The organism is Saccharopolyspora shandongensis (assembly GCF_900106995.1).
GTDB lineage: Bacteria > Actinomycetota > Actinomycetes > Mycobacteriales > Pseudonocardiaceae > Saccharopolyspora > Saccharopolyspora shandongensis.
Window position 1 is genome coordinate 1 of sequence record NZ_FNOK01000097.1, and the last position, 17,724, is coordinate 17,724.

Consider the following 17,724-nt stretch of genomic DNA (forward strand, 5'->3'; position numbering starts at 1 on the left):
CCGAAATACCGGTCTGCGAGCGCACGCGCCTGATCGGCGGTGAACCCCATCTGCATCGCCTCGGCGATGAACTGCCCGCGGCGCTGCTCCGAGGCGGACACCGCCGCTGCGGCGGCCTGCTGCTGCGACTGCCCCTGGCGCAATGCCGTGTCGTAGGCGGTCTGCGCCAACGTCCGGTACTGGTCGCCCTGCTGCACAAGGTTGTCGTGCAGCTCCCGACCTTCCTCGGTGGTCAGATTGATCTGTCCGTCGGCGGCGAACAGTGCCGCCTGCCAGCCGGCTGTGCCACCGCGGACGCTGTCGAGGGATTCCCGCAGGTTGTCAAGGCCCTCTTCGAACCGGGCGGTGGCCTCGTCCATCGAGATTTGCACGCCGAACAGTTGTTGCCAGGCGGCGTTGAGCGCGTCGACGCGGTCGGCGGTGTCCGCAGTCGAGTTCTTCAGCGTGTTGATCGCCTCGCGTAGCGAGTCCGCGCCGGGAACCGCTCGGCTCATCGCCGAGTCCGCGCCGTACACCGCATCGGTGTACTGCCGCTGATCGTCGATCGCGCCCACGATGGTGCCGCGCAGTCCGTCGGTGGCCAGCAGCAAATCCGTTGACGCGTCGGACTGCTCCCGCAAGGACCCGGACACCCCGGTGAAACTGCCCTGTGCCTCGTAGGCCGCTTGCACCTGCCCTTGCAGCTTGGCACGCACACCATCGAGCGCGGGGCCGCCGCTGATCAGAGCGTCGATGTACTCCTGGTGGGACAGCCCGGCCGCCTCGACCGATCCGGCAATGGACTGGTACTGCTCGGACTGCATGATGGCCGAGCGGGCATTGGAGTCGAACGCCCCGGCGGAATCCCGCAGCGCCGACGACAACGACCGCTGGTCGCCCTCCGCGCTCTGGCTGGCCGACCCGAACAGGGCGAGCCCGATCGTTGCGGCGGCCAGCGCGACGCCGAACGGGCCGCCCAGCACGCCGAGCATGCCGCGGCCGGCGGTCTGCATCAGACTGCCACTGCCGGCGGCGCGACGTGTGTTGTCGCTGAACTGAATCATCGACGTGGCGGCCCCCGCGACGACTTCCCGCACGGCGCGGATCCCGCGCATCGCGGTCGCCAGCGACAGCCACATGCCGATCAGCGGCCCCAGCGCGCCCGACAGCGGCTCGATGACGTTGAGCACGCCCGAGAGCACGTCGAGCGCGACACCCACGGCCGAGGACATCACCGGCAGCGCACCGCCGGACATGTCGCCTATGACGCCGATGATCCGGGTAACGACGTCGGCGACCTCATCGCCGTGCTCGGCCCACACCCCGGTGAGACCGACCAGCACGCCGCCGACTTCCGGCAGCACGCCGGCGACGAGCTGGCCGAGGTGCTCGACGCCGAGCCCGGCGTCTTCCGAGCCGCCAGCCACGATCTCGAAAAAGTCGCCGACGCCGACACCTGCGTCGGCCATCAGCGACGCCATGCCGTCGACGACCGGCCCGGCACGCTCCACCGAGGTGACCATGCCTGGCATGGCGTTGCGCGCGAAGTCGGTCACGCCGTCGGTCAACGTTGCCACGTAGGGCGCCGAGGCGGCGAAGGCGTCCCGCATCAGTGGGCGCAGCTGCTCGTACGCCGAGCCCATCTCATCCGCCGCGCCGACGAACGCCGATTCCAGTGGCGCGGCATCAGCCATCAGTCCAGTGCGGACAGTCTCGGACAGGTCCTGGAAACTGCCGCGTACGGCGGCGTTTTCCCGCAGCGCGACCGCACCCATGCCGATGAACGCCAACGGCAAGGCGCCAACCGCGGCAGCGACACCGGCAGCCGCAACGGCCGACCCACCGGCCACACCGGCGAGTGCCTTCGTGGCGCGGTTGCCCATGCGGTCGATCGAGTCGCCGACCTTGTCGAAGGTGTTCGACGCGCGGTCGATGCCGAGCACGGTGAACACCAGATCGCGCGTGGCTGCCATCATCGCCCCCTAGTGGCAATCGGTGGCGCCTCGACGTGGGCGCGCTTGTGTTCTTCGACCAGGTCCACGCACATCCAGAAGTCGTCGACCGTCAGCCGGCCGGCGTCTGCCGGGTGCATGTGCCACAGGTGCAAAAACCACGGCTTGTAGCGGGTTAGCCGGTCTTGGTACGAGACGCTTTCCGCGGCGTCTCCTTGGTAGGGTCCGGCGTTTCCTGCGGCTGCTTGTCGGCGTCACCGCCGAGGTAGGTCACAACCAGATCGGACCACTTGACGTTCAGCACCGGCGAGTCGTAGTCGAGTTTCTCGCCGGACTTCACGCGAGCCAGCCAGAAAAACGCGTGCCGCGCCAGCGCGGACTGCTCGGTGAAAAGCGCAGCCAGTCGAGGGAACGTCACGCCCGGGATGTCGCGGCCGGCGAGCTTTTCCAGCTGCACGGTTTCGCTCATAGTGATCTCGGCGAAATCCAACGGCCAACGGGACTCGCCCAACGTGAACTGGAACTCTGCACGTGGCACTGCTACCTCACTTCGCGAGCTTGTTGATGATGTCGTTCACTGCTTTGGCGGCGCCGTCACGGACGCGTGGACCGTGGCGGCGCATCGCCGACTCGAACCAGCCGGCAGGGCGAGCGGTTTGCGTCACCCACCGGTCGCGGTTCCCGAACACCGGGTGACGCCACCGGCCGTCGTCCATGTACTTCGGCAACTTGCGCTGGTCTTCGGGCAGGAAGCGGGTTTGCGTGCGGATGCGCACCGACGCCGAGCGGGCGCCGGTGGACATCTGCAACCGCACCGCACGGGCGATCGTCGCCCGCAGCCCGCGACCCTCGAACGCCTTGCGCTTGGCTCGCTCGGAGCGCGACCGGGTGCGCGACATGGCGAATTCGCGGCGCTGCTGCCCGCCACCGCCCCGGCCGGTCGCCGGCGCTTTGAGCGACCGCACGTTGTCCTGCGCGGCGTTGACAGCCGGTCGCGCCGCGGCGCGCATGTTGCGGCCCATCTCCCGACGCAACCGGCCGTCGCCCGCGGCGCGCAGCTCGGCCGCGGCCTTCCGAAAGTCGCCGGTGCCTTTGATCTCGACGCGCGCCGGCACCGCTCACACCGTCGCGTCGGTGGTCTGGTACTCCAGCTTGATCGACGTGGCGCCGTTGTCGATGACCTTGACCGGCAACGTTTGCATGATCACGTTGCCGTCGGGCACGTTCGGCGTGGTGCCGTCAAACCGGACGTTCGCGGTGATCTTCACTTCGGAGTTGAACGCGCCGGCGATGTTCGCGCCGGCGAACAGCAACACAAGCTCGGCCTCATCGCCGTTGACGAACCGGTTGTAGGCGGTGAGGTTGCTGAACTCGCCCTCGATCGTGCCGCTGTAGACCCGGGCCTGCGAGCCTTCCGCGCCGATCTCCAACGGCTCATTGCGCAGCCGCGAGCCGTGCACGTACCGGTCATCGGCGAGCCCGTTGGTGCCTTGCAGGTTGATCGACCGCATTTCGTGCGCGCTGCCGGCCACGGTGAGACTGCCCTCGACGAACGTGAGCAGGTCGAGGTTTGCCGGGTAGCTGGCGGTGGCAAGCGGCGTGGCGGTCGTTTCGTCGCGGCCAAGGACCGTCACGGCGAGAGTGACGATCTCGCCGATGGCGCTGGACAACGTCCAGCTCGACACCTTGCAGCCGGTGTAGGTGAACGGGTGCACCGTGCCGGCGGTGTCCGGTCGGCCCACCTGGATCGTCAGGCCGGGCGGTGGCGGGCCGGGGGTGAACGTGTGCTTGTAGACCGTCGGCGCGTTCGTGGCGTCCGGCTGCGCGGTGCTCACCGCGCCGAACGCGTGCTTGAACCACCGGCCGAACGACACGGTGCCGAGCTCCATGGTGATTTCGCCGCCGACCGACCGTTGCCCCTGGAACCACCGCTTGGTGCGCAGCACCCGCTTACCGGGGCGCAGCCCAGAGGATTCGATGCGCTGCGCTTCCAGCGACAGCGCTTCGGCCCGGAACTCGTAGCCACGATCGACCGTGGCCGCAGTGGCGTAGCTGGTTTGCTCGCCGGTCATCAACTGGGCATCCAGCCCGCTCGGGATCGCCATCAGTCACCCTCCTTAGCGGTCTTGCTGGCGGGCTTCGGCGCCTTGGCCTCGGCCCAAATCGTCGACTGCTCCAGCAGTCGGGCGGCCGGCTCGTCGGGTACCTCGATCGGCGTGCCGTGCTGGGCGGTGATGCCCAGCGATGGCACGTCGACCGCCTTGAACGGGCCGATGTAGGTAATGCGCATGTGATCCGCTCCCGGGCATGCGAAGCCACCCCGCGTGCGGCGGGGTGCGGGTGGACAGGGTTACGGGGACAGGCGGGCGCGGACCCGCACGAGCACATCGAACCGGCTGCCGCGCGACGAGCCGTCGCCGATCGGGCCGACGTGATGCGACCAGCCGCCCAGCTCGGCCCACTGGATCGCGGGTGTGATCCGTGGATTTTCGGCTAGCGCCTGCTGAAACTCGACGAGCAGCGCCGCCGCCCGTAGGTCTGCGGCTTCGGCGTCGCGGCCGTCGGTCAAAAGCACCTGCACCACGAACGGCAGTGCATACGTCTCGTCGACGTGTTTCGTGCCCGCCTTCATCACCGGGATGCCGGTCTCGGTTTCGGTGTCCTCTCCGAACCACATCGCCTCGCCGGCCAGCGCTCGCTGCGGCATCTCGTAGGACACCTGCACCCCGGACAGGCCAGGGCGCGCGGCGAGCGCGTCGAGCAATGCGCGCTTCACTGCGGGAAGGGTCGTTCCGGCGCTCATGCGACCATCACCCGCGGCTCTTGGACTTCGCCGGCGAGCATTTCCCGCACGACCCGCGGTATCGCGAACGCTGGGAACGACAACATGGGGACGTCGAACTCGGCGCTCTGGCCAACGCTGTCCTCCTGTGAACGCCACAGGTTGATCAGCAGGAACCGCGCCGCGGCCTTGTATCGGTCGCCGACTGTCTCGGTGCTGTCGAACCGGCCCGCCTCGTAGGACACCACGACATTGGACCGGCCCGCCGCGAACATCGCGTCGGCGCCAGCGCGACGGCGCCGGATTCGACTCGACAGCAGCGCACGGTCCGGCCTGTACCGGTCGGGCAGGTAGCCATCCGCCGGCCTGCTGGCGTTCGTCTCTGCGGCCAACGCCACCGCCGTGATGCCGTCGTACTCGGTCATCGCCGTGATCGAGCGGACCGGGTAGTGCTCAAGGAACACCTCGTGGTGCCCGCCGTCGTGCGTCTCGTCGGTGATCGCGCGCTTGACGACGGGCCCAACGAGCTTGTCGAGCCGCTGCGAAACGGCGGTGACCCATGACGCGAGCTCGACGTCATCCACGTTGGTGGCGTTGACGTTCAGCGCCGCTTTCGCGTCGTCGAGCGTGAGCACGTCGAGCGTGGCCATCAGCTCACCTCCGGCTTACTTCCGCCGCGGACTGCGGGCCTTGTTCGGCGGTGCCTGCGCCGCCTTGCCGTCCGGCTCGGGCTCGGGCTCGTGCTCGAGATCGGCCCCGGGTTCCTGCTCCTGCTCAAGATCGGGCTCGGCGGAGTGGTCGTCGCTGTCGCCGAGCAGCCGGTAACGCTCGGCTTCGGCGCGCGGCACCTGCATCCCCGGCGTGCAGTACAGAACCGCCGCATCCGGGTCGCCGTCGGGCACCAGCCGTTCGCCGTCGGCGGTGCGCCACATCTTCGCGTCGACCTTGACGAGCTCGCCGCGTCCTGTGGAGGTGTTCATTTCCAGAGCCATCAGACCTGCGCCCCCACCAGCGTCCACGCGAACGACGCGCCGGCCGTCGCGTTCGTGCAGATGTAGAGCTTGCCGTTGGCGGTGTCGATGAGCAGCGACCCGACCACGGCCGTACCCGAGTACGTTCCGCCCGCGCCACTCGCCGGCGCGCCCGCGTTCTGTAGCGGGGCGTCGAGCCCGGCGCCTTCGATGACCTTGCCACCCTGGATCGTGGGCATGGTTTCTCCCCTCACCGGGCGGGCGCTCGAAGCGGGCGCCCGCCCGTGGTTGATGGATCAGATGCCGGATCAGATGCCGGTGACCGTGCAGAACGCGGCCGGACGGTAGATCACCAGCGCGGCGCGCAGGTCCGCCCGCATCGCCTGCTTGCCGTTCACGAAGTAGTCGGCGTGCGAGTTGGACACCTGCACGTCGAGACCGCGCCGCACCGACAGCTCGGAGAAGTTCGCGAAGTCGCCCACGAGCGCGGTGTTCTCCGTGATCGCCTGCGCCTCAGCGACCGGCAGGCCCCAGATGCGGGACGGGCCGGCCTCCGACGGCGAGCCCCAGATGTAAATGCCATCCGCGGTGCGCAGCAGTCGGACGTCCTGCCAGTCGTTCGGGTGCATCACGACCGCGTTGGGCATCGCCTGCCCGGCAACGCGGGTCTTCACCAGCGCCTTGTAGATGGCGTCGGGCACCGGGTCGGTGCCCTTGGCCTGCGTCTGGATCCCGACGACGTTGAGGATGCCGCGCAGGTTCGGGGCGGTGCCGTTGCCCACGAGGATCTGCGAGTCGAGCCGCTGACGCAGCATGAACGGCAGCCGGTTGTTGACGTAGCCGGCGGCCTGCTGCTCGTCTTCCAGCTGCTCATCGGTGACAGGCAGGAACACCGCCGTCTTGCGCACCGGGCTGGACTGCTCGGTGAGCGCCAGCGCCGCTTCGGGGTAGGCGCCGCCTTCGGCGGTCTCGGCCGCGGCGTTGGTGAACGTGGTCTCTTCCATGTACACCACGGCGGACTGCCCGGTCGTGGTCTGCGGGATCAAGTCGATGACCTGAATCGGGCGAGTGGCGAAGTCCACCACGCGGCCGGTGCGGGTGGTCTCCGGCGCCCACCCCGCGGTCGTCTGGAAGAGGGTCTTCAGCTCGATGTCCAGGTGCGCTTCGGGGCCGCTGGACCCCTGCTTGCCCTTGTAGGCAACCGAGTCGGTGAACAGCTCGCCCAGAGACTTCAGCTCGGCCGGCCGTCCCTTCCGCTCGCCGCCGGTCTCGGCGCCGGACTCGCGCTGCTCCGGCACCTGGCGGGCACGCTCGGCGGCCTTGGCGACCATCTGCAAGTCGGCGGCCTTCTGGCCGAGCTCGTCGAGCTCGGCGTTGAGCTTGCGGATGTGGTCGACCTTGGCCGCGGTGTCGCCGCCGAGCGACTTGACGTTGTCCATGTTCAGGTCGTCGCCGGCCTCGGCGAAGATCTTGGCCAGCTCGGACTGCTTGGCCGAAAGGCGGTCTTCCGCCTCCTTCAGCGCGGGGAATTCCACGGGTGTCCTCCTTGGACGGATGGTGATCGGTCAGCCCCGAGTGGTGCGCAGGAACCGCAGAAATTCGCGCTGCGCATCGGTTGTCACATCGGGTGCGGGCGCGGAGCCGACGAGTTCGCCGAGCCGCTTCAACTCGGCCTCGACGTCTGCCAGCAGCGCCGTGGATTCGGCGCCCAGCCCCTTGCCCTTTTCCTGCCGCTTCGCCAAGACGTCCGCGGCTCGATCCGTGAGTGCCTTCACCGCGGCCATGACCGCCTCGGCCTCATCGGAAAACTTCATGCCGCCCGCGGACTTCGCCGCGAGCGTGCGCGTACCCACGCCGGCGCCCAGCATCACCGGCGACACCTCATGCACGCGCAACCGCTTGAGGAAGCGGACGCGTTCGCCGTCGTGGTCGCCGTAGGAGAACTCCACCGGGTCGTACCCGTAGGACCACTCCTGCAATTCGCCGGTGTGCTTGACGGTGCGGAACGTGTCCGCGCCATGCGTGGTGTCCATGAAAAACCGGCCGGTGAACACGGCCTCGGTCTTGGTGCTGGTGATCGTGCCCTTGCCGACGGGCAGCAGACCAGACCACGACGTGTGACCGTAGGCGGAGATCAGAGCCGGGGCGCCGTCCTCGAACGCGCCAGGCAGCGTCACGTCCTGGTCCGAGTCCTTCACGTTGAACGTCGAGAACACGGCGGTCACTTCGCCGCGGTCCTCATCGGCGTCTTTCACCTCGACGTGCAGGCGCTTGGTATCCATCACGTCGCCTCCTGTCCAGGTTCGTTGGTGGTCTGCCCGCTGCCGGGCGGTTGCAGCTGCACGGAGAACAGTCCGGTGTGCGTGAGCAGCCCGAAGTCCTCGGCCTTGACGGCGGCAGCCACGCTCGCGGCGTCGAATCCGGCGTCGACGAGCTGCCGAATGGTCATTGCCTGCGCCTGCTGGATCTCGGCGACGTCCCGCCGGTCCTCCCGCAGGAACGCGACGTCGGAGGGGTCGAACCACAGCCGCGCCCCGTCCGGCGGGGGCAGCAGCGTTTGCAGGCTTCCCACGGCCGAGCGCCACAGCGGGTAGATCGTGCCGTCAGCAAACCGCCGGCGGGCCTGCCCGTAGTTCGAATACGTCGCCGCTTGCAGCCCCTCGGAGAAACCGGCGATCACCGGCGGCACGCTCGCCGCCGCGGCGATCCGGGTTTCCCCGGCGCCTTGCGTGTTCTTGAAATCCAGCTGCTTCAGGTCGGCGCCCACGACTTTCGCGTCCGCACCGTTGGCCAGGAACAGGGTTTCGCCGGCCTTGTCCGGGCCGCGGTGGTTGCGGCGGAACATCTCGACGAACTGCTGAAACGTGTCGTCGTCGTCGGTGTCGAGACTGACGATCACCTGCGGCGTCGCACCGTTTTCGAAGAACCGCTTCTTGTGGTGCGTGGTGGCCTTGTCCGCCTCGATTTCCCGCAACACCGGCGTCAACCACGACATCCCGCGGAACCGTGCTTCCGGGTCCGGGATCGGCGAGTAGTGGCACACCTCATCGGCGAGCAGAGTCACCGGCTCGGACCGCAGCCCGGCCGTAACCGGCGGTTCGTAGACGTAGGCGACGATCTTCGTATCGAGCGCGTACGGGTCGCCCGACTGCGAGTTGAGCACGATCGTGACCCAATCGGGCCGCATCCGCGTGATGCGCCGACCGGGCCCGGTCGCGGACTTACCGAAGTGGCCGGCGTCGTCGGTGATCGTGGCGTAGAAGTTGCCCGCCAACGAGACGTCGGCCTCCATCCACGCCAGCAGTTCACCGGTGGTGCCGTTCGGCCAAGGCGTCTCCAGCAGCGCGAGATCTGGCGTGCCGAACAGGTCACCAGGCCGGCCAGTGCTCATCCGCTGCCACTGGAACCGCGCTTCGGAAAACACGAGCTGCCGGGCGAGGATGCAGGCGAACACGATTCCGTTGGACTTGTAGGCGCCCCGGACGTATCCCTCGTAGTCGTTGCCGATCTTCTCCCGGTCGGCCAGCACACCGGCGGAACCGAGCATCGGCAACCGGTCCAGCGACCAGAACGGCGGTTCGGACCATGCTTTGCGGCCACGTGTGAGCCGCTGCGAAAGCCTCATCGGCCCACCTCAGTCAGAAAGAAAAAGCCCAGCGCGGCCGTGAACAGGCCGGCGAGGATGAACGCCGCGGCCACCGCGATCAGCGCCACGCCGGTCACGACCAGCGCGCACGCCACGACGAGCACGACGAGCAGCATGATTTCGGTCTGGGACATCTCGCCTCCCTTCATGCCCACGCCGCGAGCGGTTTGCGCTTGGGCTTCTTGATCGCGTCGATTCGGGTCATGTACACGCGCCGCGCCACGGTCACCGCGGTCAGCGGGCTGATCTCGGCGGTGGCGTTGCGGCGGCCCCATACCTCGACATCTCCCACCGGGCGTGTGGCAGCGCCGGCAGCGGCGGCATTCAGGTCCGGGTCGTCGAGGTGGCGAAACGTCCCCTGTGCGATCGCATCGAGCAGCTGCCCGCACGCCGCGGCCATCTCCGGCAGCGACAACACCGCCAGATCACCGCGGCCCGGTTTCTCTGGATCGCCCGGGCGCTTGATCCCGGCGGCTTCCAGGTCGAACACCAACGACAGCGCTGGGCCCTTGCCGTCGACGCCGAAGGCCACCGGGTTCCACCGGTCCCGCAGCTCCACCAGGCGACCAACAACCCAATCGGTGCCGGGCCGCTGGTCGATCACTTCGGCGTGGCCGAGCCCGTCGGCGCGCACCGACCACGCCGCGATGCTCGACGTGCTGCGGTCGTAGGCGACTTCGACGGCGAACACCACGTCGTCGCCGGCCTGCGAGTCGGGGTCGGCCAGCTTCGCCCACTGCTGGACGTCGATCGCGCCACCGCCCTCGACGCGCCGCGGCCACACGCCGAGCCGTTCGCGGGCGAAGTCCACCGCCGTCATCGACCGGCGCTCGCGCGCGATGGTCTCTTCGGTGATACGCACTCCGACGGCCGGATTGGTCGCGGCCCACAGCTGCCGGTCGTCGAGGTCGAGCGCGTCGAGGTGGTCAAGGTCGCCGGCCGCGCCCCAATCCCGGTAGCCGAGCGAGTCATCCCCACCGGCCTCGGCGCGCGCCCGCAGACCGAACAGCACATCGCCGGACTCGCCGTCGAGCGGCGGCGACGACGTGTAGATGATCTGCGGATTCGGGCGTGCCGACATGGTCGGCATCAACGCCGCGTGCTGCGCCGGTGTGTAGGCGAATGCCTCATCGATGATGTTGAGGTCACCGGAGAACCCGCGGCCTGACGACTTCGACCGGGCGATGAACTTGAGCCGCTGCCCGGTGCCGAGCAGTTCGAATCCCTCTTCGCCGTTGGTGTTGTTCACCTTGACGGCGTCAGCGTCCACCAGGCCCTCATCGATCAACCGCATGATCAGGGCCCTGACCCGCAAGAACGCTTCCATCGCCGTCTTGTACTCGTGCGCCGACCACATGATCAGCCGCTCGCCGAGCAGGAACAGGCCGGCCAGCACGCGAGCTTCGAGGATGCCGCCCTTCCCGTTCTGGCGGGCAACGAGCTCGGCGTACTCGAAGCACGCCCACTTCCCGTCGTCGCGACTGGCCAACATCAGCGTGATCGCCTGCTGCTGCCAGAAGTCCAGTTCCAGGCCGGCGCGGCGCGCAAGCTCGATTGCTTCGGGGCCGTAGGTGTCGACGTAGGGCGGTGTGATTTCAACTCGCGGGTGACGAGCGCCGCGAAGCGATCCGGGCGGTGAGGTCAGCAATTCCCGCCCCCTTACCGGTCGCGGCCGGCTTCGCCTTGCCACCGCCGGCGGTCTGCCGCAGCTCGGCGACGATCTGCTTAAGCGCGGTGGCTTGCTGGCGTGCCTCGGACAGCACGCGGTCGACGATCACCGTCACCTCGGCGCCGGTCTCGTCGACGTCGAACCGCAACCAGTCCTCGCCGCGTAGCTGGGCGTCGAGCTTGTCGAGACGGTCGGCGATGCGGCACGCCTCCAACAGCAACACCGCCTGCATGGCAGGCAGCGGACCGCCGTCGGTCATCGCCGCCCACAACCGTTGTCCGGAAGGGCCCAGCGTCACGCGATCCGGCTCGTTGTCACGCGTTACGGTCGGCGTCACGGCCGGACACCGGCCGGGGATGCAAAGTCCGTGGTCACCGGCCTTGTGACGGCGGTAGCGCCGTTGCCTCTCGGCGGCCGATTCGGGCATCGCCCCTCCAAGATTTCGCGCGGGGGGAGAAAGGGAGACGGGAGGTGTGGGGTCACCTATCCGCAGGTAACCTCGCGGACCCCCCGCCCCCCGTGCCCTCCCCGCTGCCCTGGCGGTGTGGTCATCACTGATCGTGATCGATCGTTGCGTTTGGTCGCGGCGTGCTCGATGTCGGAGCTCGGCGCGATGTCCTGTGCTGGCGCGGGGCGTGTGCGGGTGCTCGTCCGTGTGCCGTGCGCAGTGGTGTCCCGCCGCAGTAGCGCATCGTTCGTACGCGTTGCGGTGTGCCCATGTGCCGTGGTGGTCCGTGCTGCACGGTGCGGCTGCACGTGTGGGGTGGCGTGCTCCCGGTGGGGGGCGGTCGGGTGGAGCCGTGGTCACCAGCGGCGCGAGGTTCGGCGACGTCGCACGAGCGGCCGGTTGCCGAGGCTGCTGTTGCACCGCAGGTGTGCGGGTACAGCGTTGGCCCGGTCGAGCAAATCCCCGCCCTTCGATCGCGGTACCCGGTGGTGGACGGTGAAGCTCCCGGGGGCTGGGAACTTCAGCTCGATGTCGATGCTGTGGCCGCAGATCCAGCACACGGCGTCGGGCGTGCGCAGGCTTGCTACGAGCTGTCGCCAGCGGTAGCCGCTCATGCCTGGTGGCGCCACGGCGCACCTCCCGCTCGTTCCTCGTAACACCCCTGTGCGCAGCGGCGATGGCTGACAGTGCGCGTACTGTCACGCGTTACCACCACAGGGAGTGCCGATGCAGTCGAAGCCGAGCAAGTCGCGTTCGCATTGGTGGGCACGGTGGTGGGTTTGGACGATCGCGGCGGGCATGGTCGCGCTGCCGTTCGGCGCGTGGTCCGTGGTCGCTGCCTTGTCGCCTGAGCCGTTCAACCTTCGCGGCGAGCTCACGTTGGGGCCGGCCGCGCATGTCCGCAACGGCCCGGTTGGCTGCAAGGGCGGCAACGGCTACGAGGACATCACCGAAGGCACACAGGTCACCGTTTCGTCGGCGGCCGGCGAGGTGCTCGCGGTGGGCGAGCTAGGGAACTCGGCATGGTCGAGCTCAACCCTTATGTGCCGGTTTCGGTTCATGGTCCCGAACGTGCCGGGCGGGCACGACATCTACCGGGTAGAGGTGTCGCGCCGCGGGGCGGTCCCAGTGCCAGCGGATGAAGCGCTCGCGGGGCACGCTGCCCTAGAGCTTGGTTGACGGCGTGGGCTAGGTGGCGAGGCGTCTACGTGGTGTTCGTTTGGTGAGGGCACGTGCGCGCTGCCGCCTAGGCCCGCATGCAAGAACCCCCGGCCGTGAAGGGCCGGGGGTTCTGCTTGTCACGAACCGACTTGCCGACTGCGGGCACACTTCTACCCGCACAAAGGTGATTTAAGCACAAAGTGTCAGCGTGTGCCAGTTGGCACCGACTGACGGGTGCGGGTGTGGATGGCTGCGAGGGCCTGCGCGCACCGCTGGGCGTCGTACAACGGTCGGCCGGAGCGGTCGCGGTCAGCGACAGAGCAGGCGCCGCGGATGGTGCGCACCGAGCGGCCGGCGAGTTTCGCTGGAGAGCGACCGATCTCGCGTGCGATGTCGTTGCGGGTCTTGCCCTGCCCATGAAGCTCGCAGACACGAGCTCGGCCTGAGTCGATGATCGGGGAGTGAGCCAAAGGTCACCACTCAGAATAGAGATTGGTTTAGGGCTGGATTCTCGTCCCTAGTCAAGCGTTGAATAACGTGCAATATTGCATCACCCGTTTGGGGTAGTGCATATTTTTCCTGTATTGCCAGGTGGCGGGCGTCGTGACCAGCGAAAGTGAACCATGGAATACTTCAAATTGCTCCCGTTGAGTAAAATGATATCAATATCATCTGATTGCGACCTTGACTTGACTAGTGAGGTTCTTGCAGGTCAGGAGGTTATTGGCACTCGAGTGTCAATAACCGTATGTCCAATGTGGATTCATTTGGGGACGCATCTTGGATGCTCGACCCCGCGAGTTGGACCCGGTCGACGTGCAGTAATCTCTGCCGCAAGTTGATCAGCCCGCTTCGGGGGTTGATCTCCAGCCAAGGAAAGGAAAGCGAGGGTTCATGCTGACCAACCCGGATGGTCCTCCCTGGGAGGACTTCCTCTACACCATCCGTTACGTCGCGACCGTGGCTCTGCTCGGCATGATTGTGCTGGCAGGCCAGGGGGCGTTGCCGCTCCCCTAACCTGCCAGTCCCGACCCGGGGCGGCGGTTGGTTTAGGCGCCCGCCGTCGCCCCCCATCTGGTCCGCATCGTGTCAAGTTGATCAGCAAAACACGATGTGAACCGGCGACCACCATAGCGCGGGTCGCTCTACATTCAGTGTTGCCCCTAGCCAAGGCGCAAGCCGGTCAGCCCAGTGCGGGCACATTCCTCCCCGCTGGAAGGTGATCCAAGCAGCGGTGTTGGTTGCTGGGCAACCGGGACGCCGGGCGAGGGTGGCGGTGACGGCGAGGATCTGCTTGCACTGCTGGGCGTCGTACAACGGCCGACCGGATCGGTCACGGTCGGCGATGGGGCAGGCGCCACCGATGGTGTGCACGCTGCGGCCGGACAGCCGCGCCAGGGTCGTACGGTCGATCAGTGGGGAACTTGGTCTAACGCTTCCGCCGGGTTAGGACCGACGGTAGCTGCGTTAGCGTTGCGGTCATTAGCCGTAGAAAACTCTGCTCACCAAGCGAGCCGTCCTGCCGCATTTGAAATGCTCCAACGACCGATACCGCGAGCAGCCCTCCCACAACGATGACGGGCAGCACAAGCAGAGGAACCAGACGCGCCACCACAAGCAGTGCAGCGAGTATGACGATGAAGAGGGTCAGATAGAACGAACCCGACACCCACGGAGAGCGGTGGAGTCCCAGCCATTCGTTTGCTTGTCCTTGTGCAGCCGCATGCGCGCGTAGCACGTCGTCTGGATTCCGGCCGCGAATTGTCTTGACTCGCCCTTTGCGGTCGAACTCCATGTAGCACGCCTCGCATGCGCCCGCGCCGGGGGAAGATTCGCGACCGCACGCTCTACAAACTGGGCCACCGTGGTCACGCTGCTCCGCCATGGGGAGATTATCTCACGTTGCTTGAACCACTTTGGGGCGTTTGATCTCGTCGTGGCGCAGCACGCCAGCTGCCTCAGCGGCTAGCGCACCGGGCTGCCGGTCGCGCGCGGGGATGGTGGCGAGGATCTGCGCGCACTGCTGGGCGTCGTATAGCGGGCGACCGGTGCTGCGGTCGCGGTCGGCGATCGGGCATGTGCCGCGGATGGTGTGCACCGAGCGGCCGGTGAGCTTCGCGAGGGATGACCGGTCGACCAGGGCGCGGCCGTCGCGGTAGCGGACGATCGGCGGCCTGGTCATGCTGTCCCCATCATCTCGAACGCGAGTCGCTGCCCGATGTTCAACAGGTCGAGCCCATCGTAGGAGTTGCCGCAGTCCCCGCAGCGCACCGCGAGCGTGTCGGTATCGCCGACCGGCCACAGCGGGCCGCCGCAGTCCCAGCACGGGGCGAGCGGCCGGGTCGAGTTTCCGGCGAGCCGTTGCACCTGGGCGTGCAGCTCGCGGAGGTCATCGGCGAGATCGTCGGCCCAAACCTGTCGGGTGCACCAGTCGATGTATCCGCGCAGCCACCCGGTTCCCCTGGTGATCGTCAATTCCCGGGGCGGCGCATGGTGGTCGGCGTCGAGCCTCCGCAGCTCGGAATGCACCCAGCCGCACAAGCGGTTCACGGTGCCGATGATGGATCGGGTGGCGTCGTCGGTGTCGTCGGGGCCGATCACGTGCGCGACGCTGCGCGGGTCGAGTGCGGCGATTACGTCGAGGTTCGCGGGTGGCCTGCTGCCGTAGCCGGGGGACCGCCGGCCACCATCGCCACCGCGGCCGGGCGCCGTGGTGAGGGTGGCGGCGTAGTCGTCGATCTCGCGGAGCCACCTGCGCATCCGCTCGGCGCAGGGCTCGCATGTGTAGCGGCCGGGCTCGGCGGTGCGCTGGCAGCGGTCGAGGATGCAGGGCTCGGTTTGTAGGTCGATCGTGGTCATCGAGCACCGCCCCTACTGCCGGACAGGGCCTTGGTGCAGCTGCGGCGGTGGAGTTGGTAAAGCTGCTGTCCGGCGCGGCGGGCGCCCGGGATTTGGTTGGTGCGGAGCTTGACGGCGATGCGGCGCCGAGTACGGGGATCGACGTGCATGGTGTGGTCGCCGGTGTGTTCGCTGTTGCGGTCGAATGCGGTGGCGGCGCCGGCCACGATGGCGTAGATGACGGGTTCGCGGCATGCGTCGCACCGCGGTACGTCGTCTGCGGCGGTTCGGGGATCCATATCGATACTCCGGTTCGGGTTTCGGGCCTGTGCGGCAAATCTGGGGCCGGGACTCGGGATCAGAACGGGGGTTCGTCGGCGAAGTTGCCGCCGCGGGGCGCGCTTCCCCATGGGTCGCCGGTGGGTGTGGACTCGGGCGCGTCTTGGCGGTCGATGCGCAACGTCTTGGCCTGGTGGCGCTTGAGGTTCGGGCCGATCGCGAACAGGGCGAGCTCGATGGACTGGCCCTTGCTGCCGTCCTTGCGGTCGTAGTCGCGCACCGACAGCTCGCCGGCCACCACAGCCTCGTCGCCCTTGGACAGCGACTCGGCGATGTTCTCCGCGAACTGCTCCCACGCCTGTGCTCGGACGAACATCGAGCCGGCGTCCTCCCACTCCCCGGCGTCGGTGCGCTTGCGCTTGTTGAACACCAGCGGCACCGTCACCACGGCCTTACCGCCGGGCGTCCAGCGCAGTTCGGGATCGGCCCACAGCCGGGCGACTTCTCCGTTGATCTTGGGTAGGGACATGGTTAGCGGTCTCCGTTCTGGAAGGCACCCACGCGCGAGTCGTGGACGGTGGACAGGGGCACGAATTCGCCTGCGCGGTGGCCGCGGCGGATGACGCGGGCGCAGGGGCGGCCGGGGGCGGCCTGGCAGTGGGGGCAGGCGACGGCGAGCGCCGCGTGGGTCCGCTTGGGCTTGCGCTGCCAGCCGAGGCGGTCGGCGACGGCCTCGACAACGGACCGGACACGGTCGGGGTCGGCGGTGTGGTCCGCGTCGCCGGATTCGAGCTCGGCGCGCTTGGCGGCACAGAGTTCGGCGAGCCGGGCCCGCTCGGCGGCATCGCGGCGGGCCTGGATCCGCTTGGTCACCACCGCAGGGCCGATCCAGCTGCCGTCGAACGCGAAGTGGTCCTTCACGGCTTCCAGCGCTTCGGGGTAGGTCCACCCGGCGCGGGCGGCGGAGTCCAGCCATGCGGCCACGTCGGCCTCGCCGCGCTGGCGGCCGTCGTAGGCGGTGGCGACCTTGAGCACGCCGACGATCTCGTTCTGCGTGAGGCTCATGCCGCACCGCCCGGTAGCGCGCGCAGGTGGGGCTCATCCTGGACCAGGAACGCATCGAGAGCGTCGATCCGGTCTGCCTTGGTGGTTTGCCCTGCGCGGGCGGGTGTGCGGCGCTCTGCGTCCTCCTGAGCGCGTCGCATCCAGTTGCGCCACGTCGCGACCCAATCGCGTTTCGTCGCGCCCTGCCCGGACTTCGCGCGCCAGTAGTCGACGAACTTGTCGGTCTCGGTTCGGCCGACGAGCGGGGTGTGCTCGCGGGCCCACGCGACCATCTCGGGGTTCACGTCGAAGTCGTCGGGGATGCGCGTAGCGCGTCCCGTGGCGCGCTTGCGTGCCTCCACGGAAGTTCCTTCGGTAGAAGGAACTTCGGGACGGGACGGGTCGGGACGGGGGTCGCGAACGTGCTGCGAACGTTCCGTGTTCGTTCGCGGCTCGTTCGCGCGAACATCGGCCGAACTATCCTCGGCGGGTCCGGCCTGGCGAGCCGTGCCGCGGGCGCGAATCTTGCGCATCCGCTCGCGGGCATCCGCGCGCTTGGTCTCCACGTCCTCGCGTGACGGCTGGTACTCGCCCCACGCGTGGAACCACCACCCCGGTTCGCCGTCATGCTCGTCGGGGATCCACAGGCCGACGCGAACGAGCGTCGCGGCGAGGTCGTCGGCGTTCGGGCTGAGTCGCCGCGCCACGTAGGCGGGCACCCACCCGTCGGTGAGCTGGTTACTCGCCCACGACCCGGCCAGCACCCACAGCCCCATCGCGGCCTCGCCCGCGCGCATGGACTTCGTGTGTGAGTGCAGGGTGTCGTCCACTTTGAACCAGGTCATTCCGTGTTCCTTGGCGGTTCGGCGCGAGCCGCAGGCGGTCGCGGATTCGCGCGGTGGTGTAGGTGGTCATGCGGCAGTGGGCGGCGATCTGGGGATCGGTCCAGCCGAGG

General features: G+C 68.2%; 24 protein-coding genes and 1 pseudogene. 2 read left to right on the plus strand and 23 right to left on the minus strand.

The genetic code is table 11. The features are described 5' to 3' along the window. The 16 genes and pseudogenes from BLW84_RS48220 to BLW84_RS44545 all read right to left on the minus strand — a co-directional run. Positions 1-1,952, minus strand: a pseudogene (locus BLW84_RS48220) (hypothetical protein); the annotation flags it as partial. 154 nt (positions 1,953-2,106) lie between these two features. Beyond that, positions 2,107-2,421 (minus strand): hypothetical protein, encoded by a 315-nt coding sequence (locus BLW84_RS44480; protein WP_143061353.1) that lies wholly within the window; start codon positions 2,419-2,421, stop codon positions 2,107-2,109. A 55-nt stretch (positions 2,422-2,476) separates the two neighbouring features. Beyond that, on the minus strand, positions 2,477-3,046 hold the full coding sequence (locus BLW84_RS44485; protein ID WP_093278614.1) for a hypothetical protein: 570 nt from the start codon (positions 3,044-3,046) through the stop codon (positions 2,477-2,479). Between the two features lie 3 nt (positions 3,047-3,049). Further along, positions 3,050-4,036, minus strand: a complete 987-nt coding sequence (locus tag BLW84_RS44490) for a phage tail tube protein (RefSeq protein WP_093278616.1) — start codon at positions 4,034-4,036, stop codon at positions 3,050-3,052. After that, positions 4,036-4,221 carry a DUF7302 family protein gene (locus BLW84_RS44495; protein WP_093278618.1) on the minus strand — a complete coding sequence of 62 codons (186 nt, stop codon included), beginning with the start codon at positions 4,219-4,221 and terminating at the stop codon, positions 4,036-4,038. The genes BLW84_RS44490 and BLW84_RS44495 overlap by 1 nt, the downstream gene beginning before the upstream one ends. Positions 4,222-4,281: 60 nt before the next feature. Next, positions 4,282-4,707, minus strand: coding sequence for a hypothetical protein (locus BLW84_RS44500; RefSeq protein ID WP_093278620.1), 426 nt, complete (start codon positions 4,705-4,707; stop codon positions 4,282-4,284). 23 nt (positions 4,708-4,730) lie between these two features. Continuing rightward, a complete protein-coding gene (locus BLW84_RS44505) occupies positions 4,731-5,363 on the minus strand; it encodes a hypothetical protein (RefSeq protein ID WP_093278622.1) in 633 nt (210 codons plus the stop codon). Between the two features lie 15 nt (positions 5,364-5,378). Beyond that, complete coding sequence (locus BLW84_RS44510) at positions 5,379-5,705, minus strand: hypothetical protein (RefSeq protein WP_143061354.1); 327 nt, start codon at positions 5,703-5,705, stop codon at positions 5,379-5,381. Then, positions 5,705-5,923, minus strand: a complete 219-nt coding sequence (locus BLW84_RS44515; protein WP_093278626.1) for a hypothetical protein — start codon at positions 5,921-5,923, stop codon at positions 5,705-5,707. Before BLW84_RS44515 ends, BLW84_RS44510 begins: the two co-directional genes overlap by 1 nt. A 69-nt stretch (positions 5,924-5,992) precedes the next feature. Beyond that, positions 5,993-7,219, minus strand: coding sequence for a phage major capsid protein (locus BLW84_RS44520; RefSeq protein ID WP_093278628.1), 1,227 nt, complete (start codon positions 7,217-7,219; stop codon positions 5,993-5,995). 30 nt (positions 7,220-7,249) lie between these two features. After that, positions 7,250-7,966, minus strand: coding sequence for an HK97 family phage prohead protease (locus BLW84_RS44525; RefSeq protein WP_093278630.1), 717 nt, complete (start codon positions 7,964-7,966; stop codon positions 7,250-7,252). Next, a complete protein-coding gene (locus tag BLW84_RS44530) occupies positions 7,966-9,309 on the minus strand; it encodes a phage portal protein (RefSeq protein WP_093278632.1) in 1,344 nt (447 codons plus the stop codon). Before BLW84_RS44530 ends, BLW84_RS44525 begins: the two co-directional genes overlap by 1 nt. Beyond that, positions 9,306-9,464: a hypothetical protein gene (locus BLW84_RS48225; RefSeq protein ID WP_177227053.1), complete on the minus strand. Its 159-nt coding sequence runs from the start codon at positions 9,462-9,464 to the stop codon at positions 9,306-9,308. Before BLW84_RS48225 ends, BLW84_RS44530 begins: the two co-directional genes overlap by 4 nt. 11 nt (positions 9,465-9,475) lie before the next feature. Beyond that, the gene (locus BLW84_RS44535; protein ID WP_093278634.1) at positions 9,476-10,978 is read right to left on the minus strand and encodes a hypothetical protein; all 1,503 of its coding nucleotides are present in this window, start codon (positions 10,976-10,978) and stop codon (positions 9,476-9,478) included. Then, positions 10,926-11,426, minus strand: a complete 501-nt coding sequence (locus BLW84_RS44540) for a hypothetical protein (protein ID WP_218157755.1) — start codon at positions 11,424-11,426, stop codon at positions 10,926-10,928. Before BLW84_RS44540 ends, BLW84_RS44535 begins: the two co-directional genes overlap by 53 nt. Before the next feature lie 377 nt (positions 11,427-11,803). Next, entirely contained in the window at positions 11,804-12,061 is a 258-nt protein-coding gene (locus tag BLW84_RS44545) for an HNH endonuclease (RefSeq protein WP_093278636.1), read from the minus strand. Between the two features lie 112 nt (positions 12,062-12,173). Here BLW84_RS44545 and BLW84_RS44550 point away from each other — a divergent pair, with 112 nt between their 5' ends. Together BLW84_RS44550 and BLW84_RS50075 are read left to right on the plus strand one after the other, a co-directional pair. Further along, a complete protein-coding gene (locus BLW84_RS44550; protein ID WP_143061355.1) occupies positions 12,174-12,626 on the plus strand; it encodes a hypothetical protein in 453 nt (150 codons plus the stop codon). Between the two features lie 876 nt (positions 12,627-13,502). After that, on the plus strand, positions 13,503-13,625 hold the full coding sequence (locus BLW84_RS50075; protein WP_281247500.1) for a hypothetical protein: 123 nt from the start codon (positions 13,503-13,505) through the stop codon (positions 13,623-13,625). A 412-nt stretch (positions 13,626-14,037) separates the two neighbouring features. On the opposite strand, the gene BLW84_RS47040 is transcribed toward BLW84_RS50075, so the two are convergent. The 7 genes from BLW84_RS47040 to BLW84_RS44580 all read right to left on the minus strand — a co-directional run bounded on the left by BLW84_RS47040 (position 14,038) and on the right by BLW84_RS44580 (position 17,614). Further along, positions 14,038-14,403 carry a hypothetical protein gene (locus BLW84_RS47040; RefSeq protein WP_143061356.1) on the minus strand — a complete coding sequence of 122 codons (366 nt, stop codon included), beginning with the start codon at positions 14,401-14,403 and terminating at the stop codon, positions 14,038-14,040. A gap of 102 nt (positions 14,404-14,505) precedes the next feature. Then, a complete protein-coding gene (locus tag BLW84_RS44555) occupies positions 14,506-14,790 on the minus strand; it encodes a hypothetical protein (protein WP_093278640.1) in 285 nt (94 codons plus the stop codon). Continuing rightward, complete coding sequence (locus BLW84_RS44560; protein ID WP_093278641.1) at positions 14,787-15,467, minus strand: hypothetical protein; 681 nt, start codon at positions 15,465-15,467, stop codon at positions 14,787-14,789. The genes BLW84_RS44555 and BLW84_RS44560 overlap by 4 nt, the downstream gene beginning before the upstream one ends. Beyond that, complete coding sequence (locus BLW84_RS44565; protein WP_093278643.1) at positions 15,464-15,745, minus strand: hypothetical protein; 282 nt, start codon at positions 15,743-15,745, stop codon at positions 15,464-15,466. Before BLW84_RS44565 ends, BLW84_RS44560 begins: the two co-directional genes overlap by 4 nt. A gap of 59 nt (positions 15,746-15,804) precedes the next feature. Continuing rightward, a complete protein-coding gene (ssb, locus tag BLW84_RS44570) occupies positions 15,805-16,254 on the minus strand; it encodes a single-stranded DNA-binding protein (RefSeq protein WP_093278645.1) in 450 nt (149 codons plus the stop codon). A 2-nt stretch (positions 16,255-16,256) separates the two neighbouring features. Continuing rightward, positions 16,257-16,790 (minus strand): zinc finger domain-containing protein, encoded by a 534-nt coding sequence (locus BLW84_RS44575; protein WP_093278647.1) that lies wholly within the window; start codon positions 16,788-16,790, stop codon positions 16,257-16,259. Then, the gene (locus BLW84_RS44580) at positions 16,787-17,614 is read right to left on the minus strand and encodes a hypothetical protein (RefSeq protein ID WP_093278649.1); all 828 of its coding nucleotides are present in this window, start codon (positions 17,612-17,614) and stop codon (positions 16,787-16,789) included. The genes BLW84_RS44575 and BLW84_RS44580 overlap by 4 nt, the downstream gene beginning before the upstream one ends. Positions 17,615-17,724 lie beyond the last annotated feature (110 nt).